The following is a 17,111-nucleotide window of genomic DNA, read 5'->3' as shown; positions in this document are numbered from 1 at the left end:
CTCAGCGCATCCACTTGATGGGCGCGGTCACGAGTTCGGGGAACGCGGTGAACATCGCGAGGATCAGCGCATATGTGATCAGGAACGGGTTCACGCCCTTGATGACCTGGTGCATCGACAGCCGGCCGACGCCGGCCACGACGTTGAGCACCGTGCCCACCGGCGGCGTGATCAGGCCGATGGCGCCGTTGAGCACGAACATCAGGCCGAAGTAGACCGGGTCGATGCCGGCCTTGACGGCGATGGGCAGCATCACCGGGGCGAAGATCAGGATGGTCGGCGTCAGGTCCAGCGCGGTGCCGATGACGACGAGGATCAGCATCATCAGCGCCATCAGCAGCCGTGGCGAATCGATCAGGCCGCCGAGCCAGCCGGTCAGCACGCCCGGCAGGTCCGCCAGCGTGATCATGTAGCTCGCGACCTGCGCGCCGGCGCACAGGAACATCACGATCGCCGTCGTCTTGGCCGCGCGCACCAGCACGCCGTGCAGGTCGCGCAGGCTCATCTCGCGGTGCACCGCGAAGCTGACGACCAGGGCGTAGAAGGCGGCCACCACGGCGGCCTCGGTGGGCGTGAAGATGCCCGTCTTCATGCCGCCGATGATGATCAGCGGCATCAGCAGCGCAAAGAACGCCTTGGCGGTGGCCTTGAGCCGGTCGGCCATCGGCATCGGCGTGCCCGGCGGCAGATCGATCTTGCGCAGCTGCAGCTTCCATGCGATCAGCAGGCCCAGGCCCATCACCAGGCCCGGCACGATGCCGGAGATGAAGAGCGCGGAGATCGAGGTGTTGGTCGTCACGCCGTAGATCACGAAGGGCATGGACGGCGGGATGATGGGCGCGATGATGCCGCCCGAGGCGATCAGGCCGGCGGAGGTCCCCATCGGATAACCGTGGCGTTGCATCATCGGCAGCAGGATGGTGGCGAGCGCGGCGGTGTCGGCGAGTGCGGAGCCGCTCATGCTGGCCATCAGGACGGCGGCGCCGATGGCGACGAAGCCGAGCCCGCCGCGGATGTGGCCGACCCAGGCCTGCGCCATCTCGATGATGCGCCGGCTGATGCCGCCGGCGTTCATCAGTTCGCCGGCGAGGATGAAGAACGGGACGGCCAGCAGCGGGAAGCTGTCGATGCCGGCGACGAGGTTCTGCGCCAGCAGCTGGGTGTCCCAGAAGTCGAGCGCCCAGGCCATGCCGGCGCCGGTCAGCACCAGCGCGAAGGCCATCGGGATGCCGAGGCCCATCAGCAGCAGCATGCCGACGGAGAAGACGATGAAGGCGAGTGCTTCGTTGCTCATGATCGATGCACCCTGCCCTTATTCGACGTCCGACTCATGGTCGAGATCGATCGGTTTGTTCCGGATCAACTCCCACACGGCCATGAGCGCGATCGCGCCGCAGGACAGCAGCGCCGGCAACGGCAACAGCGCGTTGGAATAGCCCAGCACGACCGAGCGGCTGTCCAGGCCGACGACGACCTGCTGCCACGCGCCCCATCCCACCAGGGCGGCCGCGGCGATGACGGCGATGCGGATCACGGCGGTGATGAAGCGCAACGCGGCGGGCTTCTTGCGCAGCGGCAGCAACAGGCTGGTGAAGGCCATGTGCTCGCCGAGCGGATAGGCGGCGGTCGCGCCGATGAAGACCATCCAGACGAAGAGCAGGCGCGAGAGTTCCTCGCTCGCGTTGATGCCGCTGCCGAAGCCGTAGCGCAGCACGACGTTGACGAACACGGCAAGCGCCATCACGGCCAGACACAGCGCCATCGCGGCTTCGCTGAGGGTCTGCAGGCGGGAGCGGCGCGCGGGGGGCCACCGAGGTGGCGGGAGCGTCCGATGCGGGCGTCGTCATGGTCCGGTCTCCTGATTGTTGTTCGGGATCAGCAGCGCGAGCGCCTGATCGACCTGTTCCGCCAGCGTCAGGGCAGCGGGCACGGTGATGACACCGGGTTCGCCGATGGGCGATTCCAAGGTGGCGAACTGGCTGTCGACCAGCGTGGTCGAGAAGAAGTGTCGGTCAGCGCGATCGGCGACGCGCTGGAGCGCCAATGCTCGATCGATGTCGATGAACACGAAACGCAGCGCCGGGCATGCACGACGCAGACGCTCGCGATACGCCCGCTTGAGCGCGGAGCAGCTGAGGACGACCGGCGACTGCTCGGCGAGCATCTGACCGAGCCGTTCCAGCCAGCCCCAGCGGTCTTCATCGGTGAGCGGCTGACCGGCTTGCATCTTGGCGATCGACGCTGGTGCGTGGTGCGCGTCGCCTTCGATGAACGTCCAGCCAAGCGATTGAGCGAGCGCCTGCCCGACGCTGGTCTTGCCGCAACCGGCAACGCCCATCACGACGATGGCGCGGGCGGCGGTCGAGGCGGCGGTGACGGTCGGTGAAGTCATTGGATAGCGCTATCCCGAAGTCTGAAAAGAGACGGCGATCGGATCAACCGGTTCGCCGTCGGGTCCTCGTCGCACAGGGAAGCAGACGGGATAGCGCTATCTTAGATGGTGCATGGGGGCACCAGATCAGGGATTACGCCAAGAATGACTGCTTGCTAAGCGCTTTCCGAAAGCTGAAGTCTTAATTGAATCGATCGCACAGCGCACCGACGGCCCATCCCACGGAGGCCGCCCAAGGAAGTCCACATAACAAGTAGCCAACGACGACGATCATCGATGGCGAATGTGGATCACTGAGTGTGGATGAAAAGAATATCGGCTCCAAGAACAAATACACCGGAAGATGCGCCACATTCCATGCATTAGCCAAAGTAATCCCGCTAAACGTTACTTGCCGATCGACAGTAAGTGATCCATCTGGAGTACTCACTAGAGCTGGCAAAAGAATTGCCAGAATCCAGAGTAAATCGATTACAACAAGCGCAACACAAACCCGCCTGGACCATCGCTTCACTCTCATCTCCTAAGGTCCTCGACCGTGATCACTAAACGCGCGCTGCGGAGCCTTCGGGTTCAACTGACGGGAAATCTGATTTTCGATACGAACGGCATCGTCATAATTTGTTCGATAGGCAACAAAATTTCCCCTCGTACTAAACCAAGTATATGCATGCCCAAGTTCATGCGCCATTAACCGAAGAGTGTCGGGATAGAAGAATTTTCCAGCCACATCTGCAAATGCGACTTTCGACGTTGGATCCACGGACACAATCACGACAGTTGATAGAACTTCTTTATCCCCCAACATCCTTCGCCAAATTGATGGCTCCTGCTGCTGAATATTCGTCCTGACCCCCGCCGACGCTTTCGGGCAACGGCCCCACATCAAAATAGTACGTAGTAGTTGTGTCGCTTGCCAAGTCCGCAAACATCTTGGCAGCAATATCCGACCGCTCACTCAGTTCCTTGATGTATTTTCGGCCCCAGCGGAGTGTTTCAGATAATTGAAGAGATACGAGAATGCGGCGCTCCTAGCACCAACCCAGAAATTCCCTCCGGTCAGGGCGCTGATCGACCCACCCACAAGCGCATTTGTCATCGTATTGGCCACCATATCCCCGACTTTTGATCCGCCGGAGAATTCCGCTCCTTCATGTGCCCAGATGGTCGACAACGCTCCGGACCACGCTCCACTGCCGCAATTTCCACCCGACGCCTTGCTCTCTGCGCAACCCCATGCAGCGTGAGCCGCCACGTTGGCGTAATAGTTTTTAAATGTGTCGCCGATTAGCGTATTGGCATATGCAGATATCCCTGCAAAAGCTCCCGCCCGAATATTCTGGTCAATCGAATTTCCTGCAAAACCAGACCACTCTGCTGCGCCAACGGCGGCGCAGACCGGAGCCAATCCATTGCAATATGCTGACAATACGCCGATTGCGATCGAGCCGATTTGATAGCCAACCTTATTGCGAGCAACGGTTCGATACGTCCAATACTGCAAGGGATCACTCATCGAGGTGAGAAAGAAATTCGAGAAAAAGCTCCCCGGCCCTAACGTCTTTCCACCGGTAAAAATGTCACTAAATTTAAAGTATCCGGTCGGATCTGTACACGTCATCGGATTACTTGAGCAATACCCGTAGCGCTGATAGTCCTGAAGATTTCCCGATGATTGAATGAACGGATCCGGCTGCAAGAACACGCCCAGATTCGGATCAAACAGCCGACCGTTCATGTGCACGATGCCGACGTCATCCAGGTGCTCATGGCCAGTAAAACCGCGATCAGTCGCGCCCGCCGCAGTGCCATTCCAGTCGACGACGATGTTCCCGAAGTCGTCGTAGCGTCCGTTGACGTACCGTCGCTTGCCGAACGGGTCGTATGCGTAGCGCGCCGTCACCGCACCAGTCTGGTCCGTCGTCGCGACGATGCTGCCCAGGTGGTCCTTGTGCCAGTACTCCAGTTTGCCCGCCAACACACTGCCCAATCCGCTCGGCTGGGTCTGTCCCGACGCCAACGTCGGCAACGCGCCTGACGTGATCAGCACCAGCGTCGACGAACCGGTCGAGATGTAGTGGCGATTCAAATCGCCGCCCGTCCCGCCGCTCTCGCGCTCGAAGCCAAGGCCGCCCTGGTTGTCCGGGTGTAGGTACCAGGTCGTGCGCGTCGCGCCGCCGACCGTCCGCGTCTCGCGGATACGAGCCGTCGACTCGTCGTACTGCCACTGATAGCGCGTGCCGTTGCCCTGCAGACCATCCTGGCCGTCGGGCAGGTTGAAGCTGGTGTAGCGGATGGCAGAGTACTTCGCGCCGCCCGCGCTCAGCAGGTTGCCCGCGTCGTCGTAGACGTAGCTGCCGCCGGTCGAGCCGAGCACCTGCTGCACCGCGTGCGGACGCACCGACGTCGGTCCTTGCGCGCCGTAGACGAAGCCCGCCGCGTCGCTCTTGGACAGCATCATCCCGAGCGCGTTGTAGGTCATCGTCACCGTGCGGCTTCCGTTGGGCACCGCGTTGGCGGCGACCGTGTACGAGGTCAGCCGGTTCAGCGCGTCGCCGTAGACGAAGGTCTCGGTGATGGGACCCGCGACGGCGTCACCGACGCCATCGATGCGTTGGGTCAGGTTGCCCTGGACGTCCCAGGTGTGGGTACGGTCGACTGCCTGCGCGTTGCCGCCCGTGCCGGCGCGAAGTGTGAACAGTTGACCTGTCACACCATCGACCTTGTGACTCTCCACGAAGCCGTTCTGCAGTTGCTCCGACTCCAGACCGCCCCAGGCAGTCTTCGCCTTCGCTTCCACAACACCGTGCCTGCCGCCAGCGAGGTGCCGCCCGCCTGCACGCCGGTGATCAGCGAGAGCTTGTTCAGGAAGCCACCGGCCGTGTAGCCGTAGCCGACCTGCAGACCCGTCGGATAGGTCTGCGTCGCCACGCGGCTGGTCGCCGCGTCGTAACTCAGCGCCGTCGCCATCGACGGCCCGCCCATCACATCGGACCGGCTTCCGATCGGACGCCCCATGCCGTCGTAGCTGTAGCGCTTGACCAGGCCGTGACTGGTCCGCATCTCGCAGAGCCGGCCCTTGCCGCAGGCCACGCTCGACGCATCGACGTCGTAGTACCAGGTGCTCGTGTACTCGGGCATCGTCCGCGAGGTCATGCGCCCCAGCACGTCGTACGCCATCGTCGTCGACGTGCCGTTCTTCAGCTGATTCGCATTGCGCTGCAACACCATCTGTCCGAGTGCGTCGAACGCATAGCTGCTCGCACCCGCGTCCGGATCGTTCATCGAGACCTTGCGGCCCGCGATGTCGTAGCCGATCGCGATGCGGTTCTGCAGCGCGTCCTTCGTCTCGATCAGGTTGCCGAAGGCGTCATGCTGATGCGCGAGCGTCGCACTCGCCGGATCGGTGATACGCACCGCCTGACCGTTGACGTTGCGCTCTTCGACCTTGCGCAGCTCGCGCCCGCCTTCCGCGACGGTGACCGTCGTGACCGTCAGGCCGTTGTATTCGAAGCGGACCTGCGCCGCAGCGCCGGAGCCGAATGCACCGAAGTTGCCGGTCGTCGTACCCTTGTCGTTGCGGACGAGGACCTCCGTCGGACGGCCCAGCCGGTCGTAGGTCGTGCGCGACGCGCCGCGCACGTCGGCCAGATCCTGCCTCGACGCTCGCAGCGCGAGGAAGTACGGCTGGCTCTCCAGTACCTTCGCACCGAACTCGTCGTAGACCGTGTCCTTGACCACCAGGCGCGCATTGGCGCCCTGCCCCGCGCCGTCGAAGCTCTCGGCGGCGGAGCGGATCTCACGACCCAGCGCGTCGCCGTAGACGCGCGAGTACGGGCCCATCTTCTGGTTCGCGTTGTTGCGCGGCTCGCTGTGCACCAGCGTCCAGGCGCCGTCCGGCTTGTCCGTCAGCGACAGCCCCGCGCATTCCGGCGAATTGCTGCTCGTGTCGACGCCCGTGCCGATCAGGCAGTAGTACGTCACCGTGCTCGTGCCGTCCGCGCGTACTTCCTTCGTCTTGCGTCCGAAGTCGTCCACTGTCCAGTTGGTCGTCAACTGGTTCGGGCCGACGGTCCGCGTGACCGCGCCGAATCGCGGGTCGTAGACGCGCGACTCCGTGTGCGTCGCCGCATTGATCAAGGTCGTCGCGAAGAGCTTGTCCGCGGCGGCCACGGCCGTGCCGTTGATCTCCGTCGAGCCACCGAAGCTCGCGCTCGACGAGCGCGTCGTGAACACCGCCGTGCCGCTCGCATTCGCGCAGTTCGCGATCTGCGTGCTGGTGCGGTTGCCCTTCTCGTCGTAGCCGTGCGTCGTCTTCGTGCATAGCTGCGGGTTGTCGGGCTCGACCGTCTCCGTGTCGACCAGACCATCGGCGCGATACGTGATCGCGCTGGTCCGGCTGTAGCTGTAGGGATCCGCGGGCGTCTGCGCCAGTACGGTGGGCGCCATCGCCGCTGTGCCCAACACCGCCATCGTCCAACGCGCCAGTCGACGCGCCACCGCTGTCTTGATCGAATGCGTCATGGCTCAGTCCTCCAGCAGCAGGTTGAGGATGACGCTCATCACCGCAGGCGGCACCGGCAGGTTCCCCGGTCTCGCCCCCTGAAGTCGCACCGGCGTTCGGCGCGGGCCCCGCGTCTGTCGGCAGGTTCGGGAGGCTGTTCGGCACCGTGTTCGTGATCGTCGATCGCGACAGCCGGCTCAGCATCCACTTGCAGCTCGTGTCCGAGCTGCATGCGGTGTTCGCGGCCTGGTAGTCGTAGTCGTTGACCACCGTCTTGGTGAAGGTCTGCGCCAGCCCTCTCGTCATCGAGCCCGTCGTGGTCGTGTCGATGCGCACCAGGTCGAAGCGGTCGTTGTAGCTGTTGCGGATGTCGATCGTCGGCATCGCCGCGCCGTTCAAGTCATTCGACACTTGCGTGCTGCGCAGCTGGAACGGCCGGCTGATCTTCGTCGTCGGATCCAGCGCGCAATGCACGCCGCTGGACACTGCGGCGTCACGTTGGGCCTGGGTCGTGTCCATGTGGCAGTAGGTGTTGACGCTTCGGCTCAGCACCGAGCCGGTCGCGTTCCACGCGCCCGTGCGGGTCTCCGACACTGCCGGCGCTCCCAGGTAGGGATTCGCGAGTACGGACTCGGTGACCGTCGTGATCCAGCCGCCGTCGGGCCCCTGAGTGGATCGCCTCACCTCTCTAAAGCCGAGACCGCCACGGCCGGCGACTTCGGCCTTCATGCCGGCATACCCATGCTCGACGACGGAAGACTTCCCAGCGACTGTGGTCTGCGACGTCAACGTCGCCGCCACCCAACCGGGCAGCGCCACATCGATGACCGGCCACACGGCGCGCTTGGCCGCGTTCCCGCGGTCACTGACGTAACGACCGTCGCTACCGGTCATCGGGACGTAGGTCACCGTCGTCGTCAAGGCGTTCCCGCCCCGCACCGTCAGCAGCAGGTCAGCGGGTCGCGGATCGGTCACGCCGAGCAGCTTGTTATCCGTGTCGTTCGCGGTCAGGTCCGGCGCATTCTTCGAGATGCGCAGCAACTCGATCACGCCGGTGCCCCGGAAGTCGCCTGGAACCAGTTCATAGCTGCCATCGCTGTGCTGCAGTTGCAGCCCGTTCGTGGTCTGCCCCAGTGAGACCGAGGTGAACTTGCCATCGCCGTTGGACATGTAGACGCGGTTGTTCGCCGGGTTGTCGTGCCAGCGCACCAGATCGTCCCTGCCGTCGCCATTCAGGTCGAGCACGAGGACGTTGAAGTTCTGGCTGACGACTTCCGAGTAGTTGGTGCTCAAGCCTTCAGGAACCGAGAAGCCGGAGACATAGCGATACGTCCCATCGCCCATGCCCGCGGCCAGCATGTTGGTGCCGCTCGTCCTGCCGGGGAACAGACAGTCCGCGCGGCCGTCGCCGTTGAAGTCCATAGGGCGCGTGCAACCCTGATCGTCCGAGGTCTTCGCGAAGTTGCCATTGCCCAGCGAACCCCAGTTCTCGTGGAGCAGCGGTGCGCCGACGAAGGCGAGATCCGCCAGACCGTCCGCATCGACGTCGCGGACGTTGTCCGAAGAACCGGTCGGGCCCGGATCCGAGTACATCGAGCGGTTGGCGATCGACGAGTCGGTCTTTTCGATGAAGCTGCCATCGGCACGTTGAAGGAAAACGCGCGTGCAGCCGTTGCATTGGATTCGCTGCTCCGGCGGCGTGACGCCGCCGAACGGGTCTTCCGGCTGAGCCTCGGCCAGCGACGTGGTGACGATGTCCAGCCGACCGTCGCCGTCGAGGTCGATAAAGTAGTACGTCGCTCCCGGCGTCCAGCCTTGCCCGGTGCGCGGGCTGTCCTCGCAGATGCCCCCACCCCCGACCAACGCGAGCAATCCGCCGTCGTACCAGGTGCCCTCGCCCGCCTTGGGACTCAGCGAGGCCACCTGGCCGCAGAAGGTCTGCGTCGTGATCTTCGACTTCAGTCGGGCGAACGGAATCGCCACACCGCTCGGCAAGGTCAACGCGCGCGGCGTGAAGTTACCGTTGCCGTCGTTGATCAGGAATTCGGCACCAGAAGCCCGGGCGCACGCCGCGCCTGCCGCATTGGTCGTGTGGTCGATCCGGACGATGTCCGCAATGCCGTCGCCATTGACGTCGGCCACCAGGGACACCGTGCAGCCATCCGGCGTCTGCAGCGGGCGCGCAGTGCCGCCGATGGCCAAGGTCCCGGCCTGGAAGCTCCCGTCGCCCTGGCTGAGCCAGAGCTTGTTCTCCGACGTCGTCTGCGACCAGCGCAGCAGGTCGGATTTCCCGTCCACGTTGAAGTCCCCGACCAGCACGCCATACTGCCCGTTGACCGACGCCAGCCGCTCGCGCTTCAGATTGAAAGGCGCGATCTCGACCCGCGCGATGTCATACCCGTCCGTGTAGGTGAAGTCAGTCCCTGGCAGGCACCGCGTGCTGCTCGGCCCGCCCGCGCATTCGACGATCTTCATCAGCCGCGAACGCCCGGTCGTCGGTCCGGCCTCTTGAGTCAACTTCAGCGTGCGCACGGGTGTCGCGCCGCTGACTTCGCCGATCGTCGGAGATGGCGCATTCACGTAGGTCGTGATCGTCTTCAGCAGGTCGACATCCACGTTCTTCACGCCGCGGTGGTAGCTCTCCGACGCATCGAGCGGGAACTTGGTCGCCGGACGCGTCTCGTACTCGAAGACCACCTTGTTGAGGCCGTACTGGATCTCGCGGATTTTCCACGTCCGGCCGTTGCCCGGCAGGTTGGACGGGTTGGAGGAGCCCCAGACGGGCGAGCCCTGCTCGTACTTGTAGTCGATGAAGTTGCCCGACACGTCGGACAGCCGGCTGACCGCCCAGACCATCGCCGTCGACCGCCCTTGCGCCAGCACCAGGGCCGACGAACCGGCCCCACCAGGAGTCGCGCCGTAGTCGAAGATCTGTCCTGCCTTGGTCCACACCCTGAAGTAGCCCGGCCCGCTGGTGGCGTCGCCCGACGTCGCCTGACCATAGGCGCGGATGCGGGCGAAGCTGTCCTTTTCGGTGCGGTACTCGCGGAAGCCCGACGGCAGCCCCGTGGCATCCCCGCCCTGCGTGGACAACGCCAGCCCCGTGGCCGGATCGACGCGGATCAGACGCTGGCCATCCAGGCAGAGCCGGTCGTCGACGCCGAAGGTCACCGGCACCAGCTTGCCGTCGAGCGCCTTGGTGCCCGGGCAGCGACTGATCGCCGACAGGCCCTGGATCGCCCAGCCTGCCCGGGTGCGCCGTTACCGCCGCTGCTGAACATCAATCCCAGCTGCGGCGCCAGCCCCGCGACGCCCGGAGGCATCGCGATCGGCTGCGAGTAGGTGGGCATGCCGTTGTCGCCGACCTCGAGCGCGGATACCGCACTCGGCAACAACGCCGTCAGCGCCGTGAGCATTGCCAGCACCCAAGGGGCGGGACGCGTCAAACGGGCAATCGTGCGGCCGCGCGGCGCGCGCCCCATCCCGCCTGCGGCGGGCCGAAGAATGGCGTTCAAAGTGATCCTCCCGACCGCGTTGCTGGCCCGGGCGGGCTCGCGGTTCATGTCGAATTGGTTTCGCGGGAGTATCGCTTCGGATTTTTCTGAGTTCCTGCATGCGCAGCCTAGGAAAAACCCGGATCCTGCGGCCATACGGGAACGCAACGCACCACGGGGTCTGCCCCGGCATCCACCGCGGGAGGACAGCGCTATCCTCCCGACCAATGAGTTCCCTGCCCTCCTCCAAGCGCCGGCGCGCCACCGGTCGCACCACGCTGCAAGACGTCGCGCTTGCCGCCGGCGTCAGCCCGATCACCGCGTCGCGCGCGCTGCGCGGCGAGCGCAGCGTGGCCGCCGAGCTGGTCGAGCGCGTCACCGCCGCCGTCGCGCAACTCGGCTATGTGCCGGATCCGGCCGCGCGCGCGCTGGCCTCGTCGCGCAGCAACCAGGTTGTTGTGCTGATCCCGTTGCTGTCGAACGCGCTGTTCGTGGACCTGCTCGACGCGGCCCAGCGCACGCTGCTGGCCGCCGGCTACCAGAGCCTCATCGGCGTCACGCACTACCACCCGGAGGAAGAGGAAGCGCTGCTGCGCACCTACCTCATGAACCGGCCCGCCGGGCTGCTGGTCACCGGCTTCGACCGCACCGACGCCTCCCGTGCCTTGCTCCAGGGCAGCGGCGTGCCCTTCGTCCATGTGATGGAGAACCGCGGGGAAACGGGCCTGCATTCGGTCGGTTTCTCCCAGCAGGCCGCCGGCCATGCGATGACGGCTGAACTGGTCCGGCGCGGCTACCGCCGGATCGCCTTCGCTGCGGCGCAGCTGGATCCGCGCACCTTGCAACGCGCCGAAGGGTATCGCGCGGCACTCGGCGCGGCGCACGATCCGGCGCTGGAGTTCATGGATGCCGCGCCCTCATCGCTGGCGCTGGGCGCGACGATGTTCGAACGCGTGCTGCGCGAAGCCCCCGACGTCGACGCGATCTTCTTCAACAACGACGACCTGGCTCAAGGCGCGCTCCTGCAGGCGTTGCGCCAGGGCGTGAAAGTGCCGGAGCGCGTGGCCGTCGTCGGGTTCAACGACCTGACCGGCGGCGACCAGATGCTGCCGCCGCTGAGCACCGTGAGGACGCCAGAGACGGGAGATCGGCCTGGAGGCGGCACGGATGCTCGTGGCACTGATGCGCAACGAGGCGGTGCCCGAGGTCTGCATGGACCTGGGCTTCCAACTGGTCCTGCGAGAGAGCTGCTGAGCGCCTTGTCAGACGGGTGACAGCGCCGGCCGCTCGCTCACCAGCAGATGCCTGCGAGGTGCCCAGAACGCGCTGACGCGGACGAGGCCGAACGGATGCCGGGTCTCGAACCGGATCAGCGGCAACGCCTGCCGGCCCTGACCGTCTGCCACCAGCGGCATCAGCACCTGCCGGCGCGCGCGCGATGACACATCGATCCAGCAGCTCGCCGACGGCGTCGCGGTCCTGACGAGCGATACGACGATGTCCCACCGCGAGCGGCCGGAGGGATTGATCACGTCGAGATCGAGCATCACCTCGTCCCCCGCAAAACAAGGCAGCGGCGAGCCGCAGCGCAGTTCGAGGCCCCTGAGCGTCTGCACGCCGTGCCACAGGCATCCCAGCGCGGTACCCAGCAGCAGCGCGCCGACCGTCGCCGACTCGAGCGAGTGCGCCGTCAACCCCAGCATCAGCAGCGGCATGGCGCAGGCGAGCATCGCGAAGAACAGCGGCGTGGGCACGATGTGGAGGTCGCGCAGGCGCAGGACGGCGTGATCCTGTTCTCCGGCCTTGAAATCAGCGTCGTTGGCCGCCGGGGTGGCGGCGCGCGGCGCGGAAACGCACGGCGCGAACGCCGCGCGGAACTCACGTGTCGACGAGGAGCGGCGCAGCAGCGCGATCGGCGGGTTGGGCGGCGACGTGGACACGGGAGGCGGCGGCAGAGCGCGTTGAACACGATGCCGCTAATCTGCCCGCCCGCCTTGAGAGACACCACAGCCTCAATGAGTCATCCGGCGATGTCGACCAACTCATTGGTGCAGTCTCAATCCGCGATTCCAGGCGCCGGCGTGACAGGCATCACGACCGCCTGATCCGGGCCGGACGTGTCGGGCGTCGCATCGGCATCCACCGCCGAGAACACCTTGCGGCCCCGCACCAGGTACGAATAGATCACCGGCACCACCACCAGCGTCAGGAGGGTCGACGTGATCACGCCACCGATGATCGCGCGGCCCATCGGGGCCTGGATCTCGCCGCCCTCGTTGAGCGCGATCGCCATCGGCAGCATGCCGAACACCATCGCCGCCGTCGTCATGATGATCGGCCGCATCCGGATCAGGCCCGCCTGCAGCAGCGCCTCGGGCACCGACAGGCTCTGGTCCTTGCGCAGGTGGTTGGCGAAGTCGACCAGCAGGATCGCGTTCTTCGTCACCAGGCCCATCAGCATCACCAGGCCGATCATCGAGAAGATGTTGAGCGTCGTCTTCCAGAGCAGCAACGCCACCATGACGCCGATCAAGGCCAGCGGCAACGAGGCCATGATCGCGATCGGCTGCACGAAGCTGCCGAACTGGCTGGCCAGCACGATGTAGATGAAGATCAGCGCCAGGCCCATCGCGATCAGCAGGCCGTTGAAGGCTTCGGCCTGCTGCTTGCCGTCGCCGTCGACCATGAAGCTGATGCCCGGGGGCAGTTGCGTCTCCTTGATCAGCTTCTGCACGTCGGCGTTGACGTCGCCGCCCGGGCGTCCCTGCACGCCGGCGTAGACCGCCTCGCGGCGCTGCAGGTTCTGGCGGCGGATCACCTCGGGGTTGAACACCGGCTCGATCGTCGCGACCTGCTCCAGCGAGATCGGCGAACCGTCCTTGGCGAAGGCCACCGGCAGGTTGCGCATCTGCTCGATGCTCTGGCGCTGCGCCTTGGGCAGGCGCAGCAGCACCTCGACCTGGTTGCCGTCGGGCGTGGTCCAGTAGGTGGCGATGTCGCCGTTGACATAAGCGCGCAGCGACGAGGCCACCTGCACCGCGTTCAGCCCCAACTCGCGCACCGCGTTGTCGCGCAGCTTGACCGCAAAGGCCGGCAGGCCGGGCTTGACGGTGGTGTCGACGTCGACGGCGCCCTTGATCTTCTTGACCTTCTCCGCGAAGTCCTTGGCCACCTGCGTCAGCACCTCCGGATCAGAGCCCAGGATCGTGACCCACACCGGCCGGTTGAAGCCCACGCTGACCTCGACGCCGGGGATGCGCGCAATCTCGGCGCGGATCGCGTCCTCGACCTGCGTCTGCGTGCGCTTGCGTTGCTTGCGATCGACCAGCGCGATGTCCAGGTTGGCCTGGTTGCGGCCGGTCGCCAGGCCTTCGCCGCTGCTGCCGACGACGGTCGCGACGGTCTTGATCTCCGGGAAGGTCGCGAGGATCTCCTCGACCTGCCGGACCTTGGCCTCGCCGCGCTCCAGGCTGGTCGCCACCGGCATGCGCAGCGTCAGATGGGTGAAGCCCTGGTCGATCTGCGGCTGGAACTCGCTGCCCACCGCGGGCACCAGCAGGATCGCCAGCACGAAGCTGCCGACACCCGACCACGCGACGATGCCGCGCGGCGTGATCGTCGCCATGCGCAGTCGGCGCGGCGCCGACTTCAGGCGGACGCCGTCGGGGCCGAAGGGCCTGCCGAAGGCCGGCAGCGGGAACCGGAAGCGGCGCGGCGAGAACACCCAGCGCAGCGTCTTCTCGTAGACCGTGTGCAGCACGTCCATGCCGGCATCGGTGGCGCGGATCAGGTGGCCGATGACGGGCACTTTCTTGACGTAGGTGCTGGGCGGATCGGGCCACACCGACGACAGCATCGGATCCAGCGTGAAGCTCACGAACAGCGACACCAGCACCGCGACGGCGACGGTGATGCCGAACGGATAGAAGAACTTGCCGACGATGCCGCCCATGAAGGCGACCGGCACGAACACCGCGCAGATCGCGAAGGTCGTGGCCATCACGGCCAGGCCGATCTCGTTGGTGCCGTCCTCGGCCGCGCTGTGGTGGTCCTTGCCCATGCCGACGTGGCGCACGATGTTCTCGCGCACGACGATCGCATCGTCGATCAGCAGCCCGATGCACAGGCTCAGCGCCATCATCGTCATGAAGTTCAGCGTGAAGCCGAAGGCGTAGATCGCGATGAAGCTGGAGATCACCGAGATCGGCAGCGTCAGCCCGGTGATGATGGTCGAGCGCCAGCTGTGCAGGAACAGGAACACGATGGCGATGGTCAGCAGCGCGCCCTCGATCAGGGTGTGGCGCAGGCCGTCGAGCGAGTGCTTCACGAAGTCGCTGTTGACGTAGACCAGGCGCAGCTCCATGTCCTTGGGGAGCGTTTTGCGCAGTTCCTCGACGGCGACCTTCACCGCCTCGCCGGTCTGGACGATGTTGGCGTCCTGCTGCTTGAAGATGTTGAAGGTCACGGCCGGCTGGCCGTTGATGCGGGCGATGGAATCGAGCTCGCGCTCGCGCTCGCTGAGCGTGCCCAGGTCGCCGAGCGTCAGCGCCAGGTCGCCGCGGCGCGCGACGACGACGTTCACGAACTGCTTGGGATCCTTCACCTTGCCCTCGACGCGCAGCATCGCGTCGTCGTAGCGGTTGGAGATCAGGCCCACCGGCGCGTCGGTGTTGGCCGCGTTCAGCGCGGTGGAGATCTCCGCCGGGGTGATGTTGTAGGCGCGCAGGCGCGTCGGGTCGAGGTCGATGCGGACCTCGCGCACGGCCATGCCGCCGACGTCCACCTTGGCCACGCCCTCGACGCGGCCCAGGCGCTTGGAGACGGTCAGGTCGGCCAGCATCGAGAGCTCGCGCAGCGTGCGGTTCGAGCTCATCAGCGCGGCCACGATGATCGGCTGCGCGTTCTCGCCCTGGAAGCGCTGCACCATCGGCGGCTTCACGTCACGCGGGAACTGCGCCTGCGCGATCGCGACGCGGTCGCGGATCTCCTGCATGCCGCGGTTCATGTCGGCGTTCAGCGAGAACTCGACCGAGGTCTGCACGCGGCCCTCGAAGCTGCGCGACTGCACGCGCTCCACGCCGGCGATGGTGTTGAGCGCCTCCTCGAGCGGCTTGGCCACTTCGCGCTCGACGGCCTCGGGCGAGGCGCCGGGGTACTGGATGTCGATCTGCGCGCCGGGGAAGGTGATGTCGGGCGACTGCTCGACGCCCAGCTTGGAATAGGCGACCAGCCCCAGCACGCACAGCGCGACCATGACCATGGTGGCGAAGACGGGGTTGCGGATCGAGACGCGGGTCATCCACATGGGAAGCTCCTCGGCAGAAGTTGTTCTTGTTGTTGTGCTTACTGAGCGGCGCTGCCGCTCGCGGCGGCGCTGGCTACGCTGGCGACACCCGATTTCGGCACGCGGATCTCGGCGCGCTCGCCTTCCTTGAGGTTGTCGAAGCGCGCGCCCAGCACCTGCGACTGCGGCGTCACGCCGGCGAGGATCTCGACGCGGCCCTCACGCGGATCGCGGCGGCCGGTCGTCACGATGCGGCGCACCAGCGTGCCCTTCTCGATCAGCCAGACATGCTCCTGGCCGGACACCGCGCCGATCGCCGTCACCGGCACCGTCAGGCGCGGCTTGTCGTCGGCCAGTTCCACGCGGGCGACCGCGTACTGGCCGGCGCGGAAACGCTCGCCGGGGTTGTCCAGCGACAGCGTCACCCCGATCGACCGCGTGCCGGGCTCGGCCGCCGGCGAGATGCGCGCGATGCGGGCCGTCACCGGGTCGTCGAATCCTTCGATCCTCAGCTGCACCGTCATGCCGGGCGACAGCTTGCTGACCTCGTGCATGCCGACCAGGCCGGCAAGTTCCAGCTTGGACAGGTCGACGATGGTCAGCACCGGCTGCTCGGCGGCGACCTTCTCGCCGGGCAGCGTGTGCCGCTTGGCGACGATGCCGTTGATCGGCGAGACCAGCGCGGCCTGGCGCAGCAGCACCTCGCTCGTGCCGAGCTGCGCCTTGGCGGACAGCATCTGGCCCTTCGCCGATTCGAGCTGGGCGCGGGAGTTGTCCAGCGCCGTCGGCGCGATGAAGTTCTGCGCCGCCAGGCCCTGGTTGGCCTTGTACTGGCGCTCGGACTGCTCGTACATGGCCTGCATCGCCTCGACGCTGGCGTTGCGCTCGGCGACCTTGTGGCGCAGCTCCTCCAGGTCCAGCTGGCCCAGCGACTGGCCGGCGCTCACGCGGCTGCCTTCGGCGACCGCGAGGCGGTCCAGGCTGCCCGAGGCCTTGGCGCGGACGATCACCGTGTTCGGCGCGACCAGCGGGCCGGAGAACTCGATGACACCGGGCATCGGGGCCATCGACGGCTTGACGATCTCGCCGGCCTGGAACTCCAGGGCGGGTTTGGCCTCGTCCTTCTTCGCGGCGGGAGCGCTGCCCCCGCTCGTGGCGTACACACCGGCGCCGCCCGCCAGGACCGCCACCGCCACACCACCCAACCACCATTGCTTGCGCATGATCTCCCCCATCCGTCGACACGGGATCACCCAATTGATGATCCTTGAATGCGGCGGAGTGTAGGAATCCCCAAATTGATGCGATGGCCGGACGCGACGAATTGCAGATTGCGCGTCATGGCCTGCTTTTCTCCGGGACTGAAATTGGCGCGGCCGAGGACGGATGGCGGGTCGGCCCGATGGAATGACATCGATGCGCGATGACGCGCTCTTG

General features: G+C 65.9%; 10 protein-coding genes and 1 pseudogene. 1 reads left to right on the top strand and 10 read right to left on the bottom strand.

All coding sequences use genetic code 11. The features are described from left to right. Window position 1 precedes the first annotated feature (1 nt). From ACFJIX_RS21740 to ACFJIX_RS21710, 7 genes are all read right to left on the bottom strand, one after another. Complete coding sequence (locus tag ACFJIX_RS21740; RefSeq protein WP_377154787.1) at window positions 2-1,294, bottom strand: TRAP transporter large permease; 1,293 nt, start codon at window positions 1,292-1,294, stop codon at window positions 2-4. 18 nt (window positions 1,295-1,312) lie between these two features. After that, window positions 1,313-1,762 carry a TRAP transporter small permease gene (locus ACFJIX_RS21735; protein ID WP_377154785.1) on the bottom strand — a complete coding sequence of 150 codons (450 nt, stop codon included), beginning with the start codon at window positions 1,760-1,762 and terminating at the stop codon, window positions 1,313-1,315. Window positions 1,763-1,843: 81 nt separating this feature from the next. After that, on the bottom strand, window positions 1,844-2,338 hold the full coding sequence (locus ACFJIX_RS21730) for a gluconokinase (RefSeq protein ID WP_377161883.1): 495 nt from the start codon (window positions 2,336-2,338) through the stop codon (window positions 1,844-1,846). Window positions 2,339-3,350: 1,012 nt separating this feature from the next. Beyond that, the gene (locus tag ACFJIX_RS21725) at window positions 3,351-5,192 is read right to left on the bottom strand and encodes an RHS repeat-associated core domain-containing protein (protein WP_377154783.1); all 1,842 of its coding nucleotides are present in this window, start codon (window positions 5,190-5,192) and stop codon (window positions 3,351-3,353) included. Continuing rightward, window positions 5,102-6,235, bottom strand: a complete 1,134-nt coding sequence (locus ACFJIX_RS21720) for a hypothetical protein (protein WP_377161881.1) — start codon at window positions 6,233-6,235, stop codon at window positions 5,102-5,104. Before ACFJIX_RS21720 ends, ACFJIX_RS21725 begins: the two co-directional genes overlap by 91 nt. Next, entirely contained in the window at window positions 6,192-10,067 is a 3,876-nt protein-coding gene (locus ACFJIX_RS21715) for an FG-GAP-like repeat-containing protein (RefSeq protein ID WP_377154781.1), read from the bottom strand. The genes ACFJIX_RS21720 and ACFJIX_RS21715 overlap by 44 nt, the downstream gene beginning before the upstream one ends. Beyond that, window positions 10,064-10,459, bottom strand: a complete 396-nt coding sequence (locus ACFJIX_RS21710) for a hypothetical protein (protein WP_377154779.1) — start codon at window positions 10,457-10,459, stop codon at window positions 10,064-10,066. The genes ACFJIX_RS21715 and ACFJIX_RS21710 overlap by 4 nt, the downstream gene beginning before the upstream one ends. Window positions 10,460-10,617: 158 nt before the next feature. Here ACFJIX_RS21710 and ACFJIX_RS21705 point away from each other — a divergent pair. Continuing rightward, window positions 10,618-11,644, top strand: a pseudogene (locus ACFJIX_RS21705) (LacI family DNA-binding transcriptional regulator). 8 nt (window positions 11,645-11,652) lie between these two features. Here the strand turns inward: ACFJIX_RS21705 and ACFJIX_RS21700 are convergent. From ACFJIX_RS21700 to ACFJIX_RS21690, 3 genes are all read right to left on the bottom strand, one after another. Beyond that, window positions 11,653-12,330 (bottom strand): hypothetical protein, encoded by a 678-nt coding sequence (locus ACFJIX_RS21700; RefSeq protein ID WP_377154777.1) that lies wholly within the window; start codon window positions 12,328-12,330, stop codon window positions 11,653-11,655. A 116-nt stretch (window positions 12,331-12,446) separates the two neighbouring features. Beyond that, complete coding sequence (locus ACFJIX_RS21695; RefSeq protein WP_377154775.1) at window positions 12,447-15,695, bottom strand: efflux RND transporter permease subunit; 3,249 nt, start codon at window positions 15,693-15,695, stop codon at window positions 12,447-12,449. A gap of 38 nt (window positions 15,696-15,733) precedes the next feature. Next, window positions 15,734-16,897 carry an efflux RND transporter periplasmic adaptor subunit gene (locus ACFJIX_RS21690; RefSeq protein WP_377154773.1) on the bottom strand — a complete coding sequence of 388 codons (1,164 nt, stop codon included), beginning with the start codon at window positions 16,895-16,897 and terminating at the stop codon, window positions 15,734-15,736. Window positions 16,898-17,111 lie beyond the last annotated feature (214 nt).

It is taken from the genome of Roseateles sp. UC29_93 (assembly GCF_042695725.1).
Classification (GTDB): Bacteria; Pseudomonadota; Gammaproteobacteria; order Burkholderiales; family Burkholderiaceae_C; genus Roseateles; species Roseateles noduli_A.
Note: the sequence above shows the minus strand (reverse complement) of the source record. Positions and strands in the feature narration are given on the sequence as shown.